Genomic DNA, 17,641 nt, shown 5'->3' with positions numbered 1-17,641 from the left:
CACCCTACGCGCAGCCGGGCAGACCCGCGATCGTGTCAGCGCTCGAGGATCCACTTCGGCACGTGGTGCGTCGTGATCGAACCGGCCGCGAGCGGCGAACCGGCAGGCACCTCAGCCGACCCCGCGGGGCCGCCGAGCGCCGAGTTCACCACCGCGCTCATCACCGTGAACGCGTCGCCGCGGCTGAACCCGTGCTGTGTGGTGAGGAAGCGGAAGGCGCGCTGGTAGCCGTGCGCCAGCGACTGCTGAATCGTGTCGCCGAGGCCGACGAAGATCACCTCTGTTTCGGTCTCGAGCGCCGGCGCCGAGACCGCGAACTCCTTCGTGAGTGACACCGTCGCCGTGATCGTACCGGCGGCCTCGATCGCCACGTCCGAGGCCTCACCCTCGGCCATGACGGCGTGAATGTCGCCCAGGCCGAGGTAGGCGCCCGCGACCCTCACCGGCAGGTACAGGCGCGCACCAATTGTCGCGTAGGTCAGGTCGAGGTTGCCGCCCTCGGAGTACACGGGGGCCATCGAGGAGTTGCGGCCCGTCGCCGGCGCGGTGCCGAAGCAGCCGACCATCGGGCGCGCCGGCACAGCGATCGTGTCGGTGAGGTGCACCATGCCGCCAGCGATCGGCACGCGGCGCATGTAGGGTTCGTCGCCCATCACCCCCGCGAGGGCACCGGCACCGTGAAAATAGCCCGACCACCCGTAGTCGCCGAGCGCGATGTCGACGATATCGACGATGAGGGTGTCGCCGGGCTCGGCACCGTTGACGTACACGGGCCCAGTGATCGGGTTGAGCAGCGACGTGAGGTCGTCGCTGCTGCCCTTCTCGGCGGTTTCGGCGTAGGAGCAGTCTGAGGTTTCGAACTGAATGTGCTCGCCGGTGCCGGGATCGATGCGCAGCGCCGGTTCGTCTTCGGCCGAAAACCCCGAGTGCGCCTGATCTTTACCGATGAACAGAACCAACTGAGACCCCTTCGTGAGTGCGGCTGCTGCCGGTGCTCCGGGCCGTTCCCGGCGCGCAGCGCCCTCCCAAAGCTATCGTGCGTGTGCGCCGCAGCTGCTGGGGGGCTGATCAGGAAGGGCGCCCGGTCAGTCACGGGCCACCAGCACGGCCCGATCGCCTCGGGCGTTTGCACGCAAAAGCGGGGCTGCGGCGCGTTACGCCCCAGCCCCGCTTCACCTGGCCTCACCTCACGGGTGAGGCCGCGCGGCGCTGCCGCCTAGCCCAGGCGGGCCTGCAGGTTCTCGTCGATCGACGCGAGGAACTCCTCGGTCGTCTGGTAGCCCTGCTCGGGGCCGACGAGGAGCGCGAGATCCTTCGTCATCTTGCCCGACTCGACGGTCTTGATGACGACGTCTTCGAGGGTGTGCGAGAACTCGATGAGCTCCTGGTTGTTGTCGAGCTTGCCGCGGTGCGCGAGGCCGCGCGTCCAGGCGAAGATCGACGCGATCGGGTTCGTCGAGGTGGGCTTGCCCTGCTGGTGCTGGCGGTAGTGGCGGGTCACGGTGCCGTGCGCTGCCTCAGCCTCGACAACCTTTCCGTCTGGCGTCGCGAGCACGGAGGTCATGAGGCCGAGCGAGCCGAAGCCCTGCGCAACCGTGTCAGACTGCACGTCGCCGTCGTAGTTCTTGCAGGCCCAGACGTAGCCGCCCTCCCACTTCATGGCCGATGCGACCATGTCGTCGATGAGGCGGTGCTCGTAGGTGAGGCCCGCAGCCTCGAACTGCTCCTTGAACTCGGTGTCGAAGATCTCCTGGAAGATGTCCTTGAAGCGGCCGTCGTACGCCTTAAGAATGGTGTTCTTCGTCGAGAGGTAGACGGGGTAGTTGCGCGAGAGGCCGTAGTTCAGCGAGGCGCGCGCGAAGTCGACGATCGACGCGTCGAGGTTGTACTGCACCTGCGCGATGCCGTCGCCCGGGGCCTGGTAGACCTCGAACTTCTGGGGTTCGCCGCCGTCCTTCGGCGCGAACTCGACGGTGAGGGTGCCCTCGCCGGCGAAGCGGAAGTCGGTTGCGCGGTACTGGTCGCCGAATGCGTGGCGGCCGATGATGATCGGCTTGTTCCACCCCGGAACGAGGCGCGGAATGTTCGAGATGATGATGGGCTCGCGGAAGATGACGCCGCCGAGAATGTTGCGGATCGTGCCGTTGGGGCTCTTCCACATCTTCTTCAGGCCGAACTCTTCGACGCGTGCTTCGTCGGGGGTGATGGTCGCGCACTTGACGCCAACACCGTGCTTCTGAATAGCGTGGGCTGCGTCGATCGTCACCTGGTCGTCGGTGGCGTCGCGGTGCTCCATGCCGAGGTCGTAGTACTCGAGCGTCACGTCGAGATACGGGTGGATCAGCCGATCCTTGATGAACTGCCAGATAATGCGAGTCATCTCGTCGCCGTCGAGCTCAACGACGGTGCCTTCAACCTTGATCTTCGCCAACGTAACTCCCTGTTTCAACGATCAAATTTCCGGGAGTAAGTCTACCCGATCCCGCTCAAATTTATCTCGACGTCGAGATATCGGCTTCGCCGGGGGCTCTCCCGGGGCAGATCGCTGCGAAACCGCGGGCGATCAGCCCAACACAGCAGCGCGAGCCGCGGTTCTGGCCTATGTTGTGCAGATCACCCTGCCTTCTGCAGATGGCGGCGGCCGCGCGGTTGCGGGCCCGCGGTGGCGGGCGGGCGGTTGCGGGCCCGCGGTGGCGGGCGGGCGGTTGCGGCCGCGCGGTTGCGGGCCCGGCACCGCGCGCGCAACCGCGCGGCGCCGGCCGGGCCGACGACCTACAGGCGACCGCCGCTCGCCGCGTCGAACACGTGCAGGTGCTCCGGGTTCGGCACCAGCGTGACGGTTTCGCCCGCCTGCGGGTGGTTGCGGCCGTCGACGCGCGCCACAATCTGCGACCCCTCGCCCTCGGTCATGTGGCCGTAGAGGTAGCCGTCGGCACCGAGCTCCTCGACCAGGTCGATCTGCACCGACATGCCAGGCTCGCCTGGCGCCGCGATCGTCAGGTCTTCGGGGCGAATTCCGACGGTCACCGAGCTGCCTGCACCCGGGCCAACGTTCACGGGCACCGCGAGCGAACCGAACATCACGCCGGCGTCGGTGAGCGTCGTCGGGAACAGGTTCATCGCCGGCGAGCCGATGAAGCCGGCGACAAAGACGTTCACCGGGGTTTCGTAGAGCTCGCTCGGGGTGCCGACCTGCTGCAGCAGGCCGTCTTTCAGCACGGCGATGCGGTCGCCCATGGTGAGCGCCTCGGTCTGGTCGTGGGTGACGTAGACGGTCGTGACGCCGAGGCGGCGCTGGAGCGAAGCGATCTGGGTGCGTGTCTGCACGCGGAGCTTCGCGTCGAGGTTCGAAAGCGGCTCGTCCATCAAGAAGACGCGGGGCTGGCGCACAATCGCGCGGCCCATCGCAACGCGCTGGCGCTGCCCGCCCGAGAGCGCCTTAGGCTTGCGGTCGAGGTAGTCTTCGAGGTCGAGCAGCTTCGCGGCCTCGAGCACGCGCGCGGCACGCTCCTCCTTCGAAACACCGGCGATCTTCAGGGCGAAGCCCATGTTCTCGGCGACGGTCATGTGCGGGTAGAGCGCGTAGTTCTGGAAGACCATGGCGATATCGCGATCTTTCGGCGCGACGTCGGTGACGTCGGAGTCGCCGATGAGAATGCGGCCCTCGTTCACCTCTTCGAGGCCGGCGAGCATGCGCAGCGTTGTCGACTTGCCGCAGCCCGAGGGGCCGACGAGCACGAGAAATTCGCCGTCTTCGATGTCGAGGCTGAGCTTGTCTACCGACGGTCGGTCGGTGCCAGGGTAGACACGAGTAATGCCTTCAAACGTGACTGATGCCATGATGTTCCTCCACCGGCAGGTACGTGCCGGACGATCCGTTGTGGAATGACGACGAAATGCTCCGCCGCTGCCCGTCGCTGGGCATCGTCAGGCTAGCACAGCGACGGGGTGGGTCGACTGGCAGGGCCGAGAGGCGATGGCGGATCCGCGGGCGGTGGCGAATGACGGGGCCGTGGCGCATCCGCTGCGCATGGCGCACGCCGAATCGCCCGCCCCCTCCACACCGGAAGGGGCGGGCGACTCACCCTGCGCCTAAGGAACGCGCGCTGCAGAAACGTTCGCTACGGGAGCGCTCCTTGCCACGCGCTACTCGGAGGGTGCGTCGGAGCGCCGCCTAGCCGCGAACAGCAGCCCGCCACCGAGCGCGAGCAGCAGCACGGTCGCGCCCGCGACCCAGCCGAGCTCGGAACCGGTGTGGGCGATGCCGCCGGGGCGCCCGCCCGTACCCGAGCCGGAGCCCGCCGTGTTTCCGTTGCCGCTGCCATTGCCGCTGCCGCTGCCGTTGCCGTTGCCGTTGCCGTCTGGGTTGCCTGTGTCGGCGCCCGCTACGCGAATCGGCAGCTGCAGCTGTGTCGCCCCGTCGCTCGTGGCGATCTCGATGGTCTGGGCGCCCGTGATGCCCTTGGGAACATTGAAGCTCAGCGTCGCGCGCCCCGCCTCGTCCCAGGCGTCGGTGACGGTCGGGTCGACCTTCGCGGTTGCGAGCTGGGCGCCGCCGAGCGTGGCAGTCACCGACTCGGGCACCGCCTCGCCCGCCGAGAACGCGAGCGAGCTCAGCGTGATGGTGACGGCGTCGCCCGGCCGGTACTCGCTTGCGTCGGCGCGGGTTGCCGGGGCGGCCGCCCGGAGCGCGACGGTGTCGACCGCGCCCTCAGAAGCCTCAGCGACTGCCGCAGCCCGCGGCGGCGCGCTGAGCTGCACGCCAACCGCGCGCTTGCCGAGGTCGGGTGTCGCCTGCTTGTTGATCGCGAACCACTCCACCATCGACTGCAGGTCTGCGCGGCCGGTGTCTTTCACGTCGGTTCCCTTGCGGAACGACACGAAGTTGTCGCCGCCACCGGCGAGGAAGGCGTTCGCCGCGACCGTGTAGGTTGCGCCCTCATCGAGCGGCTTCCCGTTGAGGGTCACCCGCGTGATGTGCGACCCACGCGCGGCCGTCGGGTCGTACTCGTAGCTCAGGCCCTCGGAGACCCCGAGTTTGAGGAACGGTCGGGCGGCCCCCTCGGGCTGCCACTGCTCCTCGAGTACGCTCTTCACCTGCGCGCCCGTGAGCTTCAGGGTGACGAGCGAGTTCGCGAAGGGCTGCACGGTTGCGGCCTCGCGGTAGGTGACGTTGCCGTCGGGGTCGCCCTCACCGCTTGAGGCGTAGCCGAGGTTCGCACGAATGCCGCCGGGGTTCATGAGCGCGATATCGGCTCCCGTCGACCACTGGTGCACGTCGGCGACGAAGTTGCCGATCGTCGACTCGCCGCCGCGGTTCTCGGTCTTGCCATCGCTCTGGCGGGCGCGGTTGAAGTCGGCGGTGATGCTGCCGACCGAGAGGCCGCCGAGCTCGTCGGCCTTCTTCTTGGCGGCGTCGACGATCGCCTGCACCTCGGGGTTCGCCTCGTACTGCGGCTTGCCGTCGACGACGAGGGGTTTGATCTCGTTGGTGATCGAGATGAGCTCCTTCGTCTGGCGGTCGACCTTGAGGTTCATGAGGCCGAGGTTCTCGCCGTACTGGCCGGCCGAAACGACCGGGCGGCCGTCGATGACGTGGTTGTAGGCGAGGTGAGTGTGTGCCGAGACGATCGCGTCGACCTCGTCACCGACCCCGTTCACGATCTTGCCGAGCTGCGACTCCGGGGTGATGCTCGCGACGTCTGCGGTCGCTGCGCCCTCGTGCACGAGGAGGATCACGACGTCGGCTTCGCCGTTCTTCTCGTCGCCATCGCGCAGCGCCTTCGCGGCCTGGTTCACGGAGTCGGCGACGCTTCGCACCTCGAGGTCTTTGATGCCCTCGGGCGACACGAGGGTGTCGAGATCTTCGGTGACGGCGCCGACGAAGCCGACGTTCACGCCATCGATCTCCTTCACCCACGACGGCGCGAGCGCGGGCTCACCGGTCTCGGTGACGAACACGTTCGCCGAGATGTACTCCCAGTCTGCGCGATCCTGCACGCGGCCCTCGAGGTCTTCCCACCCCTCGTCGAACTCGTGATTACCTGCGGCGCTGACGTCGAGGCCCGCGAGGTTGAGCGCGTCGATCGTCGGCTCGTCATCTTGAATGAACGAGGTGAACGTCGACGCACCGATGAGGTCGCCAGCTCCCGCGAAGATGAAGTTCGGGTTCTGGCGTTCGAACTCGGCGACTGCCCCGGCGATGACCGCGGCGCCTGCCGCCTTGCCGTCGGCCTCGATGCGGCCGTGGAAGTCGTTAATCGTCGCGATGTCGATGCTCACGGGAGCGGGGGTCGTCGTGAACCCGACGAGGATCGGGTCGTGATCGCTCGCTCGGAACGGCGTGCCGGGCTCGGCCGCGCCATAGGCGTAGCCGCGGTCGCCCCACTCGGCCGAGTTCGTCGCCCAGATCGCGGCCCCGCTCAGCGAGTCAGCGAGCGACGGCGACGCCAGCACGTGGTCGAGGGAGCCGAGCTCACCGTTGAAGGTGTAGCTGTGCTGGCCTGCGGCGAGCGTAGGCACCGTGTCGATCCACCCCTTCGAGGTGAACTCGAACATCGGGTCTTCCTGGCCGTAGGCGTTGAAATCGCCGACGAGGAACATGTCGGGGCTGCCAGTCGACTTTTCGAGCTCGGTGGTGAATGCGAGCAGCGACTTCGCCTGCGCGACGCGGTCGGCGTTGAAGAAGCCCTGGCCGTCTGCGGGCTCTGCGCCCTTGCCCGACTTCGACTTGAAGTGGTTCGAGACGACGGTGACGGTGCGGCCGTCGACGTCGAACGCCTGCGCGATCGGCTCGCGTGCGTTGCCCCAGACGCTTTCGTCGGTGATGGTCTTCGCCTCACCCTTCGGGGTGACCGCGCCCTTCTTGAAGATGATCGCGTTCGTGATGAAGTCGGTGGTCTTCGCGTTGTGCAGCGACTTCGGCGTGGGCACGAAGTCCCAGACCTTGCTGCCGGCCGCGGTGTTCAGGCCGTCGACGAGATCTTTCAGCGCCGTGTCGACGGGCTTGCCGAACTTCACCGAGTTTTCGATCTCCATGAGGCCGACGATGTCGGCGTCGAGGCTGTTGATCGCAGACACGATCTTCGACTTCTGCGTGTCGAACTGCTGCTTCGTCGTCGCGCCGCGCGCGTCTTTGTTGTCGCTCTTGAGCGTCGTGAAGTAGTTGTAGACGTTGAAGGCCGCGACCTTCGCGTCGCCGCCGACGCTCGGAACCGCGGGGCGCTCGTTCTTGGCGGTGAACTTCACCTTAAGCGACTCTGGCGAACCGCTGTCGAGCGGGGTGACCGGCTGCAGCCGCCACTGGTCGAAGCCGTACTGCAGCACGAAGCTGTGACCCGAGAAATCGACGGTGTCGCCGTTTCGCACAACACGATCTGCGGTGAAGTAGGGCTGCTCGCCAGGGTGGGCGTTGTTATCGGTCTTGATGGAGTAGCCGTCGTCGAGCAGGATGCGGCTGTCGCGGTTCGCCTTGGCGATCGCGTCGGCCTCGGCGCCGGGGCGCGCGGTCTCGGTGCTCTTGACCTGCATCTGGCCTGGGTTCAGCCAGAGCGCGCCGTAGTTGAAGAGCTCGTGGCTCGAGGCGACGAAGTAGTCGCCGGCGGGGGCGACGAGCATGTTCTCGTAGGCCTCGCGGTCGCTGCCCGTGACGGTTGCGGGCAGCGGGGTCGGCACGGGGAGCCCGGCCTCCTGCTTCACGAGGGCGACGTCTGCGACCTGGGCCGGCGCGATCTGCGTCTGGCCGTAGTATTCGCTCACGGCACCGGTGACCTTGATGAGGTCGCCGATCTCGCCCGGCACCTCTTTGCCCTTGAGATAGACGAAGATGCCGTCAGATGCGGTGCGGGGTTCGGCCTGCTCGCCGCCTGAACCGGCGCTCTGGATGACGACGCCGTCGTAGCCGCCGACGCGGTGGTCTGCGGTGATGACGCCCTCGACGGTGACGGTCTGGCCGACCATCGGCGAGACGTCGGTCGTGCCCTGCACCTCGGCGATCGTGCGCGTGCCGCCCGCGCCGGGGTCGGTGCCCGGATCGGTGCCCGGGTCAGTCCCGGGGTCGGTGCCGGGATCGGTGCCAGGGTCGGTGCCGCCGTCTGGGGCGGTCTGGCCCGCCGCGTTCGTCGGGGTGATCTCGGCCGAGAGGGTGAAGTCTGCAGCGTTGTTGTCGCTGTCGGCGGCTGCCGCGCGGTTAAACGAACGCACGTCGTTGTTGTTCGCGGGAGCCTGCGCGACCGCGCCCTCGAAGGTGTTCGAGTCGCCGTAGCCGAGGGCGTCGATGACGCCGGGGGCGCCGGCAATCGACCCGGTCGGGAGCGTGACGGTGCCCGTGCCCTCGACGAGGGCGAGCGTGCCAGTCTTGCCGCTCGGGTTCAGGCGTGAAACCTGGTCGGGGGCCGGCAGCTCGCCGCCGGCCGCGCCGTTCGAGCCGCCCTGCACGAGGAAGTGGCCGCCCGCAGGGATCGTGCCGGTAAGGGGCGTGACGCCGGTGAAGGTGCCGGTGCCCGTAGCGGAGCGGTACTGCAGCGAGGTGCCGTCGAGCACGATGGGTGCCGCGGTCGGGTTGAACAGCTCGACGAACTTGTTCGTGTATTTCGCCCCCGCGCTGCCGCCCGAGAGGTAGGCCTCGTTGATGACGACGCCGCTGCCGTCTGGCGCGGCGAGCGCGGGCGCCGTGCCCGCGGCGCACATGCCCAGGGCAATGAGTGCGGTGATGGCAATTGCCGGCGTGCGTTGTTTTCCGCGGAAGAAGGCCTCGCCGGTGTGGCTGCCTATGCCTGGCTTCATGGTGCTGAGCTCCTCGGTTGTGACTGCGTTCGTTGGCCGGGGTGAGCGAGCGACGCACACGGCCCCAGCACACCCCTCCCGCAGCTTAGGCAGGCGACGGGGGTCGGCTCTAGGCAGTTCACTCAACCGCCACCCAACCGCCACATTGCCTGGGCAGCCCCACCGTTACGCAACCGATACCGGGGAACGAGAAAAAATACCGCCACGGACTTGCGTTTATTTAGTTCATTAGCTTTACTAACCATTATGAAGCACGTAACGACGCGTTCAGCGGGCGACACCGCCTGGGCCATCAATCCGCGTCGCGCGCGCGACCTGCGCGTCGCCGCGAAGGCCACCCCCGGCGACACCAAGCAGCACAACCGCACCCTCGTGCTTCAGACGCTGTATGTGTCGGGGCCGCTCAGCCGCGCCGACATTGCCAGGGCCACCCAGCTCACGAAGGTCACCGTTTCGGGTCTCGTCGCCGAGCTCATCTCCGAGGGCCTCGTCGAAGAGCTCGGCCAGCGCGAGTCGCAGGGGCCGGGCAAGCCCGCAACCCTCGTCGACCTCGCGCGATCCGCACACGCGATCGTCGCGCTTGACCTGTCTGACGACAAGCTGCTGCGCGGCGCGGTCATCGACCTCGCCGGGCGCACGCACGCTCGCGCCGAGGCCGCGCGGCTCGATGCCCAGGGCATCGCGGTTACGGGCGATGCGGCATGCGAGCTCGTGATCGAGCTCGCGCTCACGCTGCGCGACGCAAGCGAGCTCCCGGTGCTCGGCCTCGGCGTTGGCACCCCCGGCGTCGTCGACGCCGACGGCGTCGTGCGCGTCGCCCCGAACCTCGGCTGGGAGGCTCTGCCCCTCCGCCAGATCCTCACCGAGCGCACCGGGCTCGCGACCACCATCGAGAACGACGCGAACGTCGCGGCGCTCGCGGAGTACAGCTTCGGCGACACGAGCGAAGACTTCGCGCTCGTGCGCATCGGCTTTGGCGTCGGCGCCGGCATCATTCTCGGCGGCCGCAGCATTCCCGGCAGCCAGTTCGCCTCTGGCGAGATCGGGCAGGTCATGGTCGGCACCGATCTCGGCATCGACGCGCCCTACAACCGCGAGCAGGTGCTCGAGCACTGGCTCTCGGTTCCGACACTCACACGCGCGCTCGAGGCCGCGGGCCCCGCCGGGCGGGAGCAGGTGCTCCGCGAGGCCGGCAACCGGCTCGGCGTCGCCCTCGCGCCCGTCATCGGCATGCTCAACCTCGCCGAGATCGTGCTGTCTGGCCCGCCCGAGCTCGTCGACGGCACGCTCGCCGATGCCGCGTACGAGATTCTCACCCGCCGCACAATGCCCAACTCGCACGACACCCTCGTGATTCGCACGACGGGCCAGGGCGAAGACCTCATTCTCCGCGGCGCCGCCGCCGTTGTGCTGCGCGAGCGGCTCGGCGTCAGCTAGACCGGCGGCGCGCCACCCAGACCCCACGCGACCACCAACCCGTATCGAAGAAGACACGAACCCGCGACTCGGCTACCGCCGAGCCGCACACCGAAAGGAACACCACCATGAAGAGAAAGCTCGTAGGCCTCGCCGCAGCGGCGATGGCTTCGACTCTCGTCCTTGCCGGGTGCAGCCCGGCTTCGTCGGGCGGCGACAGCGGCGGCGACAACAGCGACAAGACCCTCACGATGTGGGTCATCGGCGGCGACACCCCGCCCGAGCTGCGCGAGTACCTCGCGACCGAATTCAATGAGAAGACCGGTGCCGAGCTCAAGATTCAGGAGCAGGGCTGGGGCGACATCATCACGAACCTCACCACGAAGCTCCCCGACGCGAAGAACACCCCCGACGTCACCGAGATCGGCAACACCCAGTCGCCTGCCTTCACCAACGCCGGCGCGTTCCTCGACATCAGCGACATGTACGAGGAGCTCGGCGGCGACGACCTGCTCGCCTCGTTCGTCGAGGTCGGTGCGGTCGAGGGCAAGAACTACACGCTTCCCTACTACTTCGGCTCGCGCTACACCTTCCTGCGCAAAGACGTGTGGGAGGCAGCAGGCCAGAACATGAACCCCGCCTCGCTCGACGAGTTCAACGCGTCGGTGAAGGCGATCGCCGAGGCGAACCCGAAGGGCATCGACAACTTCTCGGGCTTCTTCCTCGGGGGCCAAGACTGGCGCGACGGCATCTCGTGGATCTTCGCCAACGGCGGCGAGATCGCCGAGTTCAAGGACGGCAAGTGGGTTGCGACCCTCGACTCGCCCGAGTCGCTCAAGGGCCTCGAGCAGTTGCAGGATCTCTACCAGAACGCGTCGTTCGCGCCGAACGATATGAAGGATGCGAATCAGTACCAGTACCTCAACGACTCCGATCAGGTCAAGGACGAAGACGGCAACGTCACCGAAGATCTCTCGCTCGCAGCCGCCACGATCATGGCCCCGGGCTGGGCGCACTGGTCGATCGGCGACCTCACCACGAACGACGACGGCGACCCCGTGCGCGAGTGGAACGACGCGACCTTCGGCACCCTGGTTCTCCCTGGCAACGACGGCAAGCCCGCCCCGGTCTTCGCCGGCGGCTCGAACATCGGTATCTCGGCGAAGACCGAGAACCCCGAGCTCGCCAAGGAGCTCATGCGCATCATCTTCTCCGAGGAGTACCAGACGATGCTCGGCGAGAAGGGCCTCGGCCCGGCGAACGAGAAGTACGCGGGCTCGCTCGGCGACGACCAGTTCGCCGAGGCGCTCATCGAGTCTGCCTCGAACTCGAAGCTCACCCCCGCCGCCCCGGGCTGGGCAGCGATCGAGTCGAAGAACATCATGGAGGAGTTCTTCTCCAAGATTCGCGACGCGAAGGATCTGACGCAGCTCGCGAAAGACACCAACGCAGAGCTCGACGCGCTGCTCAACCAGAAGTAGCGTCGTCACCGGGGGCCCGCGCGAAAGCTGCGGGCCCCCACCCACACCCGCAATCGCTTCAAGGAGAGCCGCGATGAGCGTCAACACTGCTCCATCGGTGGGAGCCGCACCACCCCGAGGCGCCGAGCCATCGGCCGGCCCCGCCGCACCAGGTGGCACGGGCAGCGCCGGGGGCGCACGCGGCACCGGATCCGCCCCGCGCAGGCGACCGCGGCGGCTCGCGCCCTACATGCTGTTGATTCCCGCGACCGTCATCGTGCTGCTCGCGATGGCATACCCGGTGATTTGGCAGCTCATCACCTCGATGCAGCAGTTCGGCCTCGCCCAGCAGTTCGGCGCCCCGCCCGAGTGGGTGTGGTTCGACAACTACGTGACGCTGTTCAGCAACCCGACGACGTGGTTCGTGGTGCTGCGCTCCGTGCTGTTCTGCCTCGCGGCCGCGGCCGTCACCATGGCCATTGGCATCGGCTTCGCCCTGCTCATGCAGGCGACGAGCAAGCCCGTGCGCCTCACCCTGCAGATCTCGATGCTGCTCGCCTGGGCAACACCCGTCGTCGCCGCGATGACGATCTGGAACTGGATCTTCGACTGGCGCCGCGGCCTCGTGAACTGGCTGCTCACCAACCTCGGGCTCCCCTTCAACGGCCACAACTGGCTGCAGGAGCCCCTGAGCTTCTTCCTCGTCGCCCTCATCATCGTCGTGTGGATGAGCGTGCCGTTCGTGGCGTTCTCCGTCTACGCCGGCCTCACGCAGGTGCCAGGCGAGGTGCTCGAGGCCGCACAGATGGACGGCGCGAGCCCGTGGCAGCGCCTGCGCCTCATCATCGTGCCGATCATCAAGCCCGTGCTCGGCATCGTCATGCTGCTGCAGATCATTTGGGATCTGCGCGTGTTCACGCAGATCAAGCTGCTGCAAGACCGCGGCTCGATCGCGTCAAAGACCGACGTGCTCGGCACCTACATCTACCAGCTCGGCGTCGGATCCTCAGACTTCGCGATGGCGAGCGCCATGTCGATCTTCGTGCTGCTGCTCACCATCGCGCTCAGCTGGGCGTACGTGCGCAATCTCATCAAGGAGGACGACGAGTCATGAGCCAAACCGCTTTCACGAAGGCTCCGCCACGCACCGACACGATGACCGCGCCCGTCGAGATTGTGAACGCACGCGGGCGGATCCGCACCGGCAAGCCGTGGCGGATCGCGCTGAACGTCGTCGCGATCGTGCTCGCCCTGATCTGGGCCTTTCCCGTCTACTGGATGCTGAACTCGGCGCTTTTGCCGAACGTTATTCTCGAGAAGACAACCCCGACGCTCCTGCCGTTTGGTGGGTCGTTCAAGAACTTCCAGGCCGTCATCGCCGACGGTTCGTTCTTCAAGGCGCTCGGCATTAGCCTCTCGATCGCGGCCATCGTCGTCGTCGTGTGCCTGCTCTTCGCCTTTCTCGCCGCGCTCGCGATCAGCCGCTTCCGTTTCAAGGGCCGGCGCAGCTTCGTGCTCGCGGTGCTGTTCATTCAGATGCTGCCAGCCGAGGGCATGTTTATCGCGCAGTACAAGCTCATGTCTGGGCTGGGCATGCTGAACTCGATTATCGGCGTGAGCATCATCTACATTGCCGCCGTCGTGCCGTTTACTATCTGGATGCTGCGCGGCTTCGTCGCCGGCATCCCCGCCGACCTCGAAGAGGCGGCGATGGTCGACGGCCTGAGCCGCACCCAGGCGTTTCTGCGCATCACCTTCCCGCTGCTTGCCCCCGGCCTCGTCGCCAGCGGCATCTACGCCTTCTTGCAGGCGTGGAACGAGTTCACCGTTGCGCTCGTGCTGCTCGACGCCGACAACAAGACGCTGCCGCTCTGGCTGCGCGGTTTCATTCAGCAGTCGGCGAGCACCGCGATCGACTGGGGCCAGGTCATGGCCGCCTCGACGCTCGTCGCCGTGCCGGTGATCATCTTCTTCATGTTCGTGCAGGGCCGCATGACGAGCGGCCTCGTCAGCGGGGCGGTGAAGGGATGAGCGCGGCCGATCAGTTCGCGGCCGATCAGTTCGCGGCGGATCAGTTCGCGGCGGATCAGTTCGCGGCGGATCAGTTCGCGGCGGATCAGGGAGCGCTCACCCGCGATATTCTCGCGACGCTCATGCCGGGCTTTGTCGGCCTCACCCCGGCGCCCTGGCTCGCCGAGGCCTTCGACGCCGGCATGCTCGCGGCCTGCGTGTACGGCAACAACGTCGAGAGCCGTGAGCAGCTGCGGGAGCTCGGGCTGGCGCTTCGCGCCCTCGCCCCGCACGCCCTCATCGCGATCGATGAGGAAGGCGGCGAGGTCACCAGGCTCAGCTACCGCGAGGGGTCGCCCTACCCGGGGGCCGCGGTCATGGGCCGCATCGATGATGAGCGCTACACCGAAGAGATCGGCCGCCGCGTCGCGCACGAGATTCTCACCGCCGGGTTCAACCTCGCGCTCGGGCCCGTCGCCGACGTGAACAGCAACCCGCTGAACCCCGTCATCGGCACACGCAGCTTCGGCGCGACCGCCGAGCTCGCCTCGCGCCACGTCGCCGCCTGGGTGCGCGGGCTCGAGGGCGCTGGCGCGATCGCCTGCCCGAAGCACTTCCCCGGCCACGGCGACACCGGGCAAGACTCGCACCACGAGCTGCCCCGCGTGACCGCGCCACGCGACGTGCTCGAACGGCGCGACCTGCCGCCCTTCAGCGCCGCATTCGCTGCCGGGGCGCGCACCGTCATGACCTCGCACATCGTGCTCACCGAGCTCGACGCCGGGGTGCCGGCAACATTCAGCCAGCGCATCTTGCGGGGGCTGCTGCGCGACGAGCTCGGCTTCGCCGGAGTGATCGTTTCTGACGCGCTCGACATGCAGGGCGCGAGCGGCGAGATCGGCATTCCCGAGGCCGCCGTTCGCGCGCTCGCAGCGGGCTGCGACCTGCTCTGCGTCGGCGTCGACATCACCCGCGAGCAGCTCGCCGAGATCGTCGACCACATCGCAGCAGCCGTGGCCGCCGGTCGGCTCCCCGCCTCCAGGGTTGCCGACGCCGCCGCGCGCGTGCGCGCGCTGAGTGCCGGCGCGCGCGCGGCGGCCGTCGCTGGGGCGGGGGCCGCTGTTGGGGCTGCAGCGTCTCCCCGTGACGGCATCACCGCCATCGAGCTCGCACGCATCATCACGTCGTTCGGCGGCGTCGACAGCGCAAGCGCGTGGCTGCGTGACCACCCGCACGCCGCCGTCTACCGGGCAGAGTCCGACGCGAATATGGCGGTCGGGTTCGCTCCGTGGGGGCCCTTCGCCGCCGCGGCGACGCCCTTTCCAGGCCAGGCAGCGGCGGCAGCAGCCTTCGATGCCAGGCCGATCCACGACCCGGCCACCCCACCAGCAGCGCTCCCCTCTGGCGAGGGGGTCATCGTGATCGGCCGGGAGATCCACCGCCACGAACTCGCCCGTCGCCGCGTTGCCGCGCTGCTCGCGGCCGGCGTACCCGTGCTCGTGATCGAGATAGGCTGGCCGGCCGAGTCGCTCACCGATCTGCCCACCGCGTCGCCCACCGCGTCACCCAGTAACGGCTACGCTGAACTCTCGACGTACGGCTCGTCGGCGCTCGCCGGGGCCGCCCTGCTCGCCCTCATTGAAAGAACCTCTTCATGATCTCCTCCCCCCGCATCGGTCTCGACATCGGCGGCACGAAGATCGAGGGCATCGCGCTCGATACCGCAGGCGAGATCACCGCCCGGCGCGTGGTTGCGACCGTGCCCGGCCCCGCCGGCGTGCTCGGTGCGAGCGCAGAGCTTGTGCGTGCGCTCGCGGCCGAGTCGGGCGCGCAGGTCGCCGACTACGCCGGGGTCGGCATCGGCATTCCAGGCCAGGTGGATCGCGACAGCGGCACCGTGCGCAACGCGTACAACATGGGGCTCTCATCGCTCGCGCTGGGCCCTGAGCTCAGCGCACGGGTGGGCATTCCCGTGCGCGTCGACAACGACGTCACAGCAGCCTCGATCGGCGCGGTGCACGTCATGGGTCTCGACGGCACTGTCGCCTACCTCAATCTCGGCACGGGGCTCGCCGCCGGTATGACGGTCGACGGGCTCCCCATTCGCGGCACCGACGGCTTCGCCGGGGAGATCGGGCACCTGCCCATCGACCCGCGAGGTCGGGCCTGCCCGTGCGGGCAGTTTGGTTGCCTCGAGACCGTTGCCAGCGGATCGGCGCTCAAGGCGCACTGGCCGGCCGGCGGCGAGCACCCCGGCCGCACGCTCAACGAGGCAGTGGCCGCGGGCGATGCAGACGCGAAGCTCGCGCGTGACTACCTCATCGAGGGCGCCGCGAACGCGACGCGCGTACTCGGGCTCACGGTCAACCCAGGCGCCGTCGTTATCGGCGGCGGGCTACGGCTTCTCGGAGACCCGCTCGTTAGCGGGATCCGGGCGCAGTTGCGGGAGTGGGCGGCCGCCTCCGAATTTATTGCGGCGCTTGGCCTGGCCGATCGGCTGCGGGTGTTGCCAGCAGACTCACCCGCCGCCGCCATCGGCGCAGCAATCGCAATAAATGAGTAGTCACAGTTGCGCTTGCCCTTTCGCAAGGTAGCCTGTTGGTATGAGTGAACTGCGATTAGAAGAACTCTCTGCAGCGACGATCGTTGCGGTGAACACCCTTGGCCTCAAGCCCGGCCAAGAGCAGTTCATCACGCCCGTCTCGTACGCTGCGGCCGCCGCCGTCACCCCGGCAGAGAGCGCCTGGCAGCGCGTGGTGCTGCTCGACGACAAGGTCGTCGGCTTTATCCACGGCAACTTCGACCCCGACGCTACGCAAGAGGAGTTCCGCGCCGCCCTGTGGCGCATCAACGTAGACGCCGAGGTACAGGGCAGCGGCGTCGGCACCTTCGCCGTCGAGGCCCTCATCGCAGAGGCGCGCCGCCGCGAGGTGGCTCGCCTAACAGTGCTCTGGGAGCGCGGCGCAGAGGGCCCGGAAGACTTCTTCCTCCACATCGGTTTTCAGCCCGTAGGAGAGACCCCCTACGGAGAGGTCATTGGGGCAATCGACCTCTAGATCGTTCACCGAGCGCGGTCTCGTCGTCTCGGTTGTCTCATCGTTTCTCTTCGCCGGCGTCTATTTCGTCACCCCACTGCTCGCCCCGGCATCTGCCGAGTCGCTCTGGGGCATTCGAAATATTGTGACGATTCCGCTAGTTTTGGCGACGCTGCTGACGCTCAAGCAGCTGCGACTCTTCACCGATATCGCTCGGCGCATTCGCGCCCGCCCCGTGCTGCTCGTGGCGCTTGTGCTGTGCGGTTTTCTCGTCGGCGCGCAGCTCTGGCTGTTTAGTTGGGCACCGCTCAACGGGCGCGGGCTGCAGGTCGCACTCGGCTACTTCTTGCTGCCTCTCGTGCTCGTGGTCATCGGAAAGTTTTTGTACAAAGATCGGCTGCTGTGGTGGCACTGGTTGGCCGCCGCGGTCGCGGGGGTCGGGGTGATCTTCGAGATCGTCAGAGTCGGTACCGTGTCATGGGAGACGATGCTCGTTGCACTGGGCTACCCCGTGTACTTTGTGCTGCGTCGCGCGCTCGGCACCAACCACCTCGGAGGGATGCTCTGGGAGTTTGTGCTGCTCTCACCCCTCGCGGTGTTTCTGTTGCTGCGCGAGCTCACCGCTGGCGACGCGCTTCAGGCCAACCCGTCGCTCGTGTGGTTCGCGCCGCTGTTCGCGGTGTGGAGCGGCATCGCCCTCATCTGCTACCTGCTCGCCTCGCGCTACCTGAGCATCAGCCTCTTCGGCCTCATGAGCTACCTCGAGCCCGCCCTACTCGTCGTCGCCTCGTTGCTCATCGGCGAGCGCATCAGCTCGGGCGAATGGCCGATGTACATTGCCGTGTGGGCCGCCGTCGGCATCTTGGTGCTCGGCGGCGCAGTGCAGCTCGTTCGGGCATCGCGCTCCAGGCGAGGGGGCGGGCCGGCAGGGTAAGG

At 67.7% G+C, this 17,641-nt stretch carries 12 protein-coding genes; 8 read left to right on the top strand and 4 right to left on the bottom strand.

Translation table 11 applies throughout. The annotated features are described in order from the left end of the window. Positions 1-35: 35 nt before the first annotated feature. The 4 genes from ABD115_RS01215 to ABD115_RS01200 all read right to left on the bottom strand — a co-directional run bounded on the left by ABD115_RS01215 (position 36) and on the right by ABD115_RS01200 (position 8,784). Positions 36-959 (bottom strand): acetamidase/formamidase family protein, encoded by a 924-nt coding sequence (locus ABD115_RS01215; RefSeq protein ID WP_343957349.1) that lies wholly within the window; start codon positions 957-959, stop codon positions 36-38. Positions 960-1,216: 257 nt separating this feature from the next. Continuing rightward, entirely contained in the window at positions 1,217-2,431 is a 1,215-nt protein-coding gene (locus ABD115_RS01210; protein WP_343957347.1) for an NADP-dependent isocitrate dehydrogenase, read from the bottom strand. A 341-nt stretch (positions 2,432-2,772) separates the two neighbouring features. Next, the gene (locus ABD115_RS01205; RefSeq protein ID WP_343957345.1) at positions 2,773-3,840 is read right to left on the bottom strand and encodes an ABC transporter ATP-binding protein; all 1,068 of its coding nucleotides are present in this window, start codon (positions 3,838-3,840) and stop codon (positions 2,773-2,775) included. Positions 3,841-4,146: 306 nt separating this feature from the next. Next, on the bottom strand, positions 4,147-8,784 hold the full coding sequence (locus ABD115_RS01200; protein ID WP_343957343.1) for an ExeM/NucH family extracellular endonuclease: 4,638 nt from the start codon (positions 8,782-8,784) through the stop codon (positions 4,147-4,149). A gap of 246 nt (positions 8,785-9,030) precedes the next feature. Between ABD115_RS01200 and ABD115_RS01195 the strand changes: the two genes are divergently transcribed. The 8 genes from ABD115_RS01195 (at position 9,031) to rarD (ending at position 17,639) form a co-directional block, all read left to right on the top strand. Next, positions 9,031-10,221, top strand: a complete 1,191-nt coding sequence (locus ABD115_RS01195) for an ROK family transcriptional regulator (RefSeq protein WP_343957341.1) — start codon at positions 9,031-9,033, stop codon at positions 10,219-10,221. A 107-nt stretch (positions 10,222-10,328) separates the two neighbouring features. Next, positions 10,329-11,681 (top strand): extracellular solute-binding protein, encoded by a 1,353-nt coding sequence (locus ABD115_RS01190; RefSeq protein ID WP_343957339.1) that lies wholly within the window; start codon positions 10,329-10,331, stop codon positions 11,679-11,681. A gap of 229 nt (positions 11,682-11,910) precedes the next feature. Then, positions 11,911-12,774 (top strand): carbohydrate ABC transporter permease, encoded by an 864-nt coding sequence (locus tag ABD115_RS01185; protein WP_382389544.1) that lies wholly within the window; start codon positions 11,911-11,913, stop codon positions 12,772-12,774. Next, positions 12,771-13,691: a carbohydrate ABC transporter permease gene (locus tag ABD115_RS01180; protein WP_382389542.1), complete on the top strand. Its 921-nt coding sequence runs from the start codon at positions 12,771-12,773 to the stop codon at positions 13,689-13,691. The genes ABD115_RS01185 and ABD115_RS01180 overlap by 4 nt, the downstream gene beginning before the upstream one ends. Next, positions 13,688-15,328 carry a glycoside hydrolase family 3 protein gene (locus ABD115_RS01175; RefSeq protein ID WP_343957336.1) on the top strand — a complete coding sequence of 547 codons (1,641 nt, stop codon included), beginning with the start codon at positions 13,688-13,690 and terminating at the stop codon, positions 15,326-15,328. Before ABD115_RS01180 ends, ABD115_RS01175 begins: the two co-directional genes overlap by 4 nt. Further along, on the top strand, positions 15,325-16,233 hold the full coding sequence (locus tag ABD115_RS01170) for an ROK family protein (protein WP_343957333.1): 909 nt from the start codon (positions 15,325-15,327) through the stop codon (positions 16,231-16,233). The genes ABD115_RS01175 and ABD115_RS01170 overlap by 4 nt, the downstream gene beginning before the upstream one ends. A 40-nt stretch (positions 16,234-16,273) precedes the next feature. Next, a complete protein-coding gene (locus ABD115_RS01165) occupies positions 16,274-16,726 on the top strand; it encodes a GNAT family N-acetyltransferase (RefSeq protein ID WP_343957331.1) in 453 nt (150 codons plus the stop codon). Next, positions 16,707-17,639, top strand: coding sequence for an EamA family transporter RarD (gene rarD / locus ABD115_RS01160; RefSeq protein ID WP_343957330.1), 933 nt, complete (start codon positions 16,707-16,709; stop codon positions 17,637-17,639). Before ABD115_RS01165 ends, rarD begins: the two co-directional genes overlap by 20 nt. Positions 17,640-17,641: the final 2 nt, after the last annotated feature.

Source organism: Leucobacter albus (assembly GCF_039528015.1).
Taxonomy (GTDB): domain Bacteria; phylum Actinomycetota; class Actinomycetes; order Actinomycetales; family Microbacteriaceae; genus Leucobacter; species Leucobacter albus.
The sequence above is the reverse complement of the archived record's forward strand: the minus strand, read 5'-3'. Positions and strand labels throughout refer to the sequence as shown.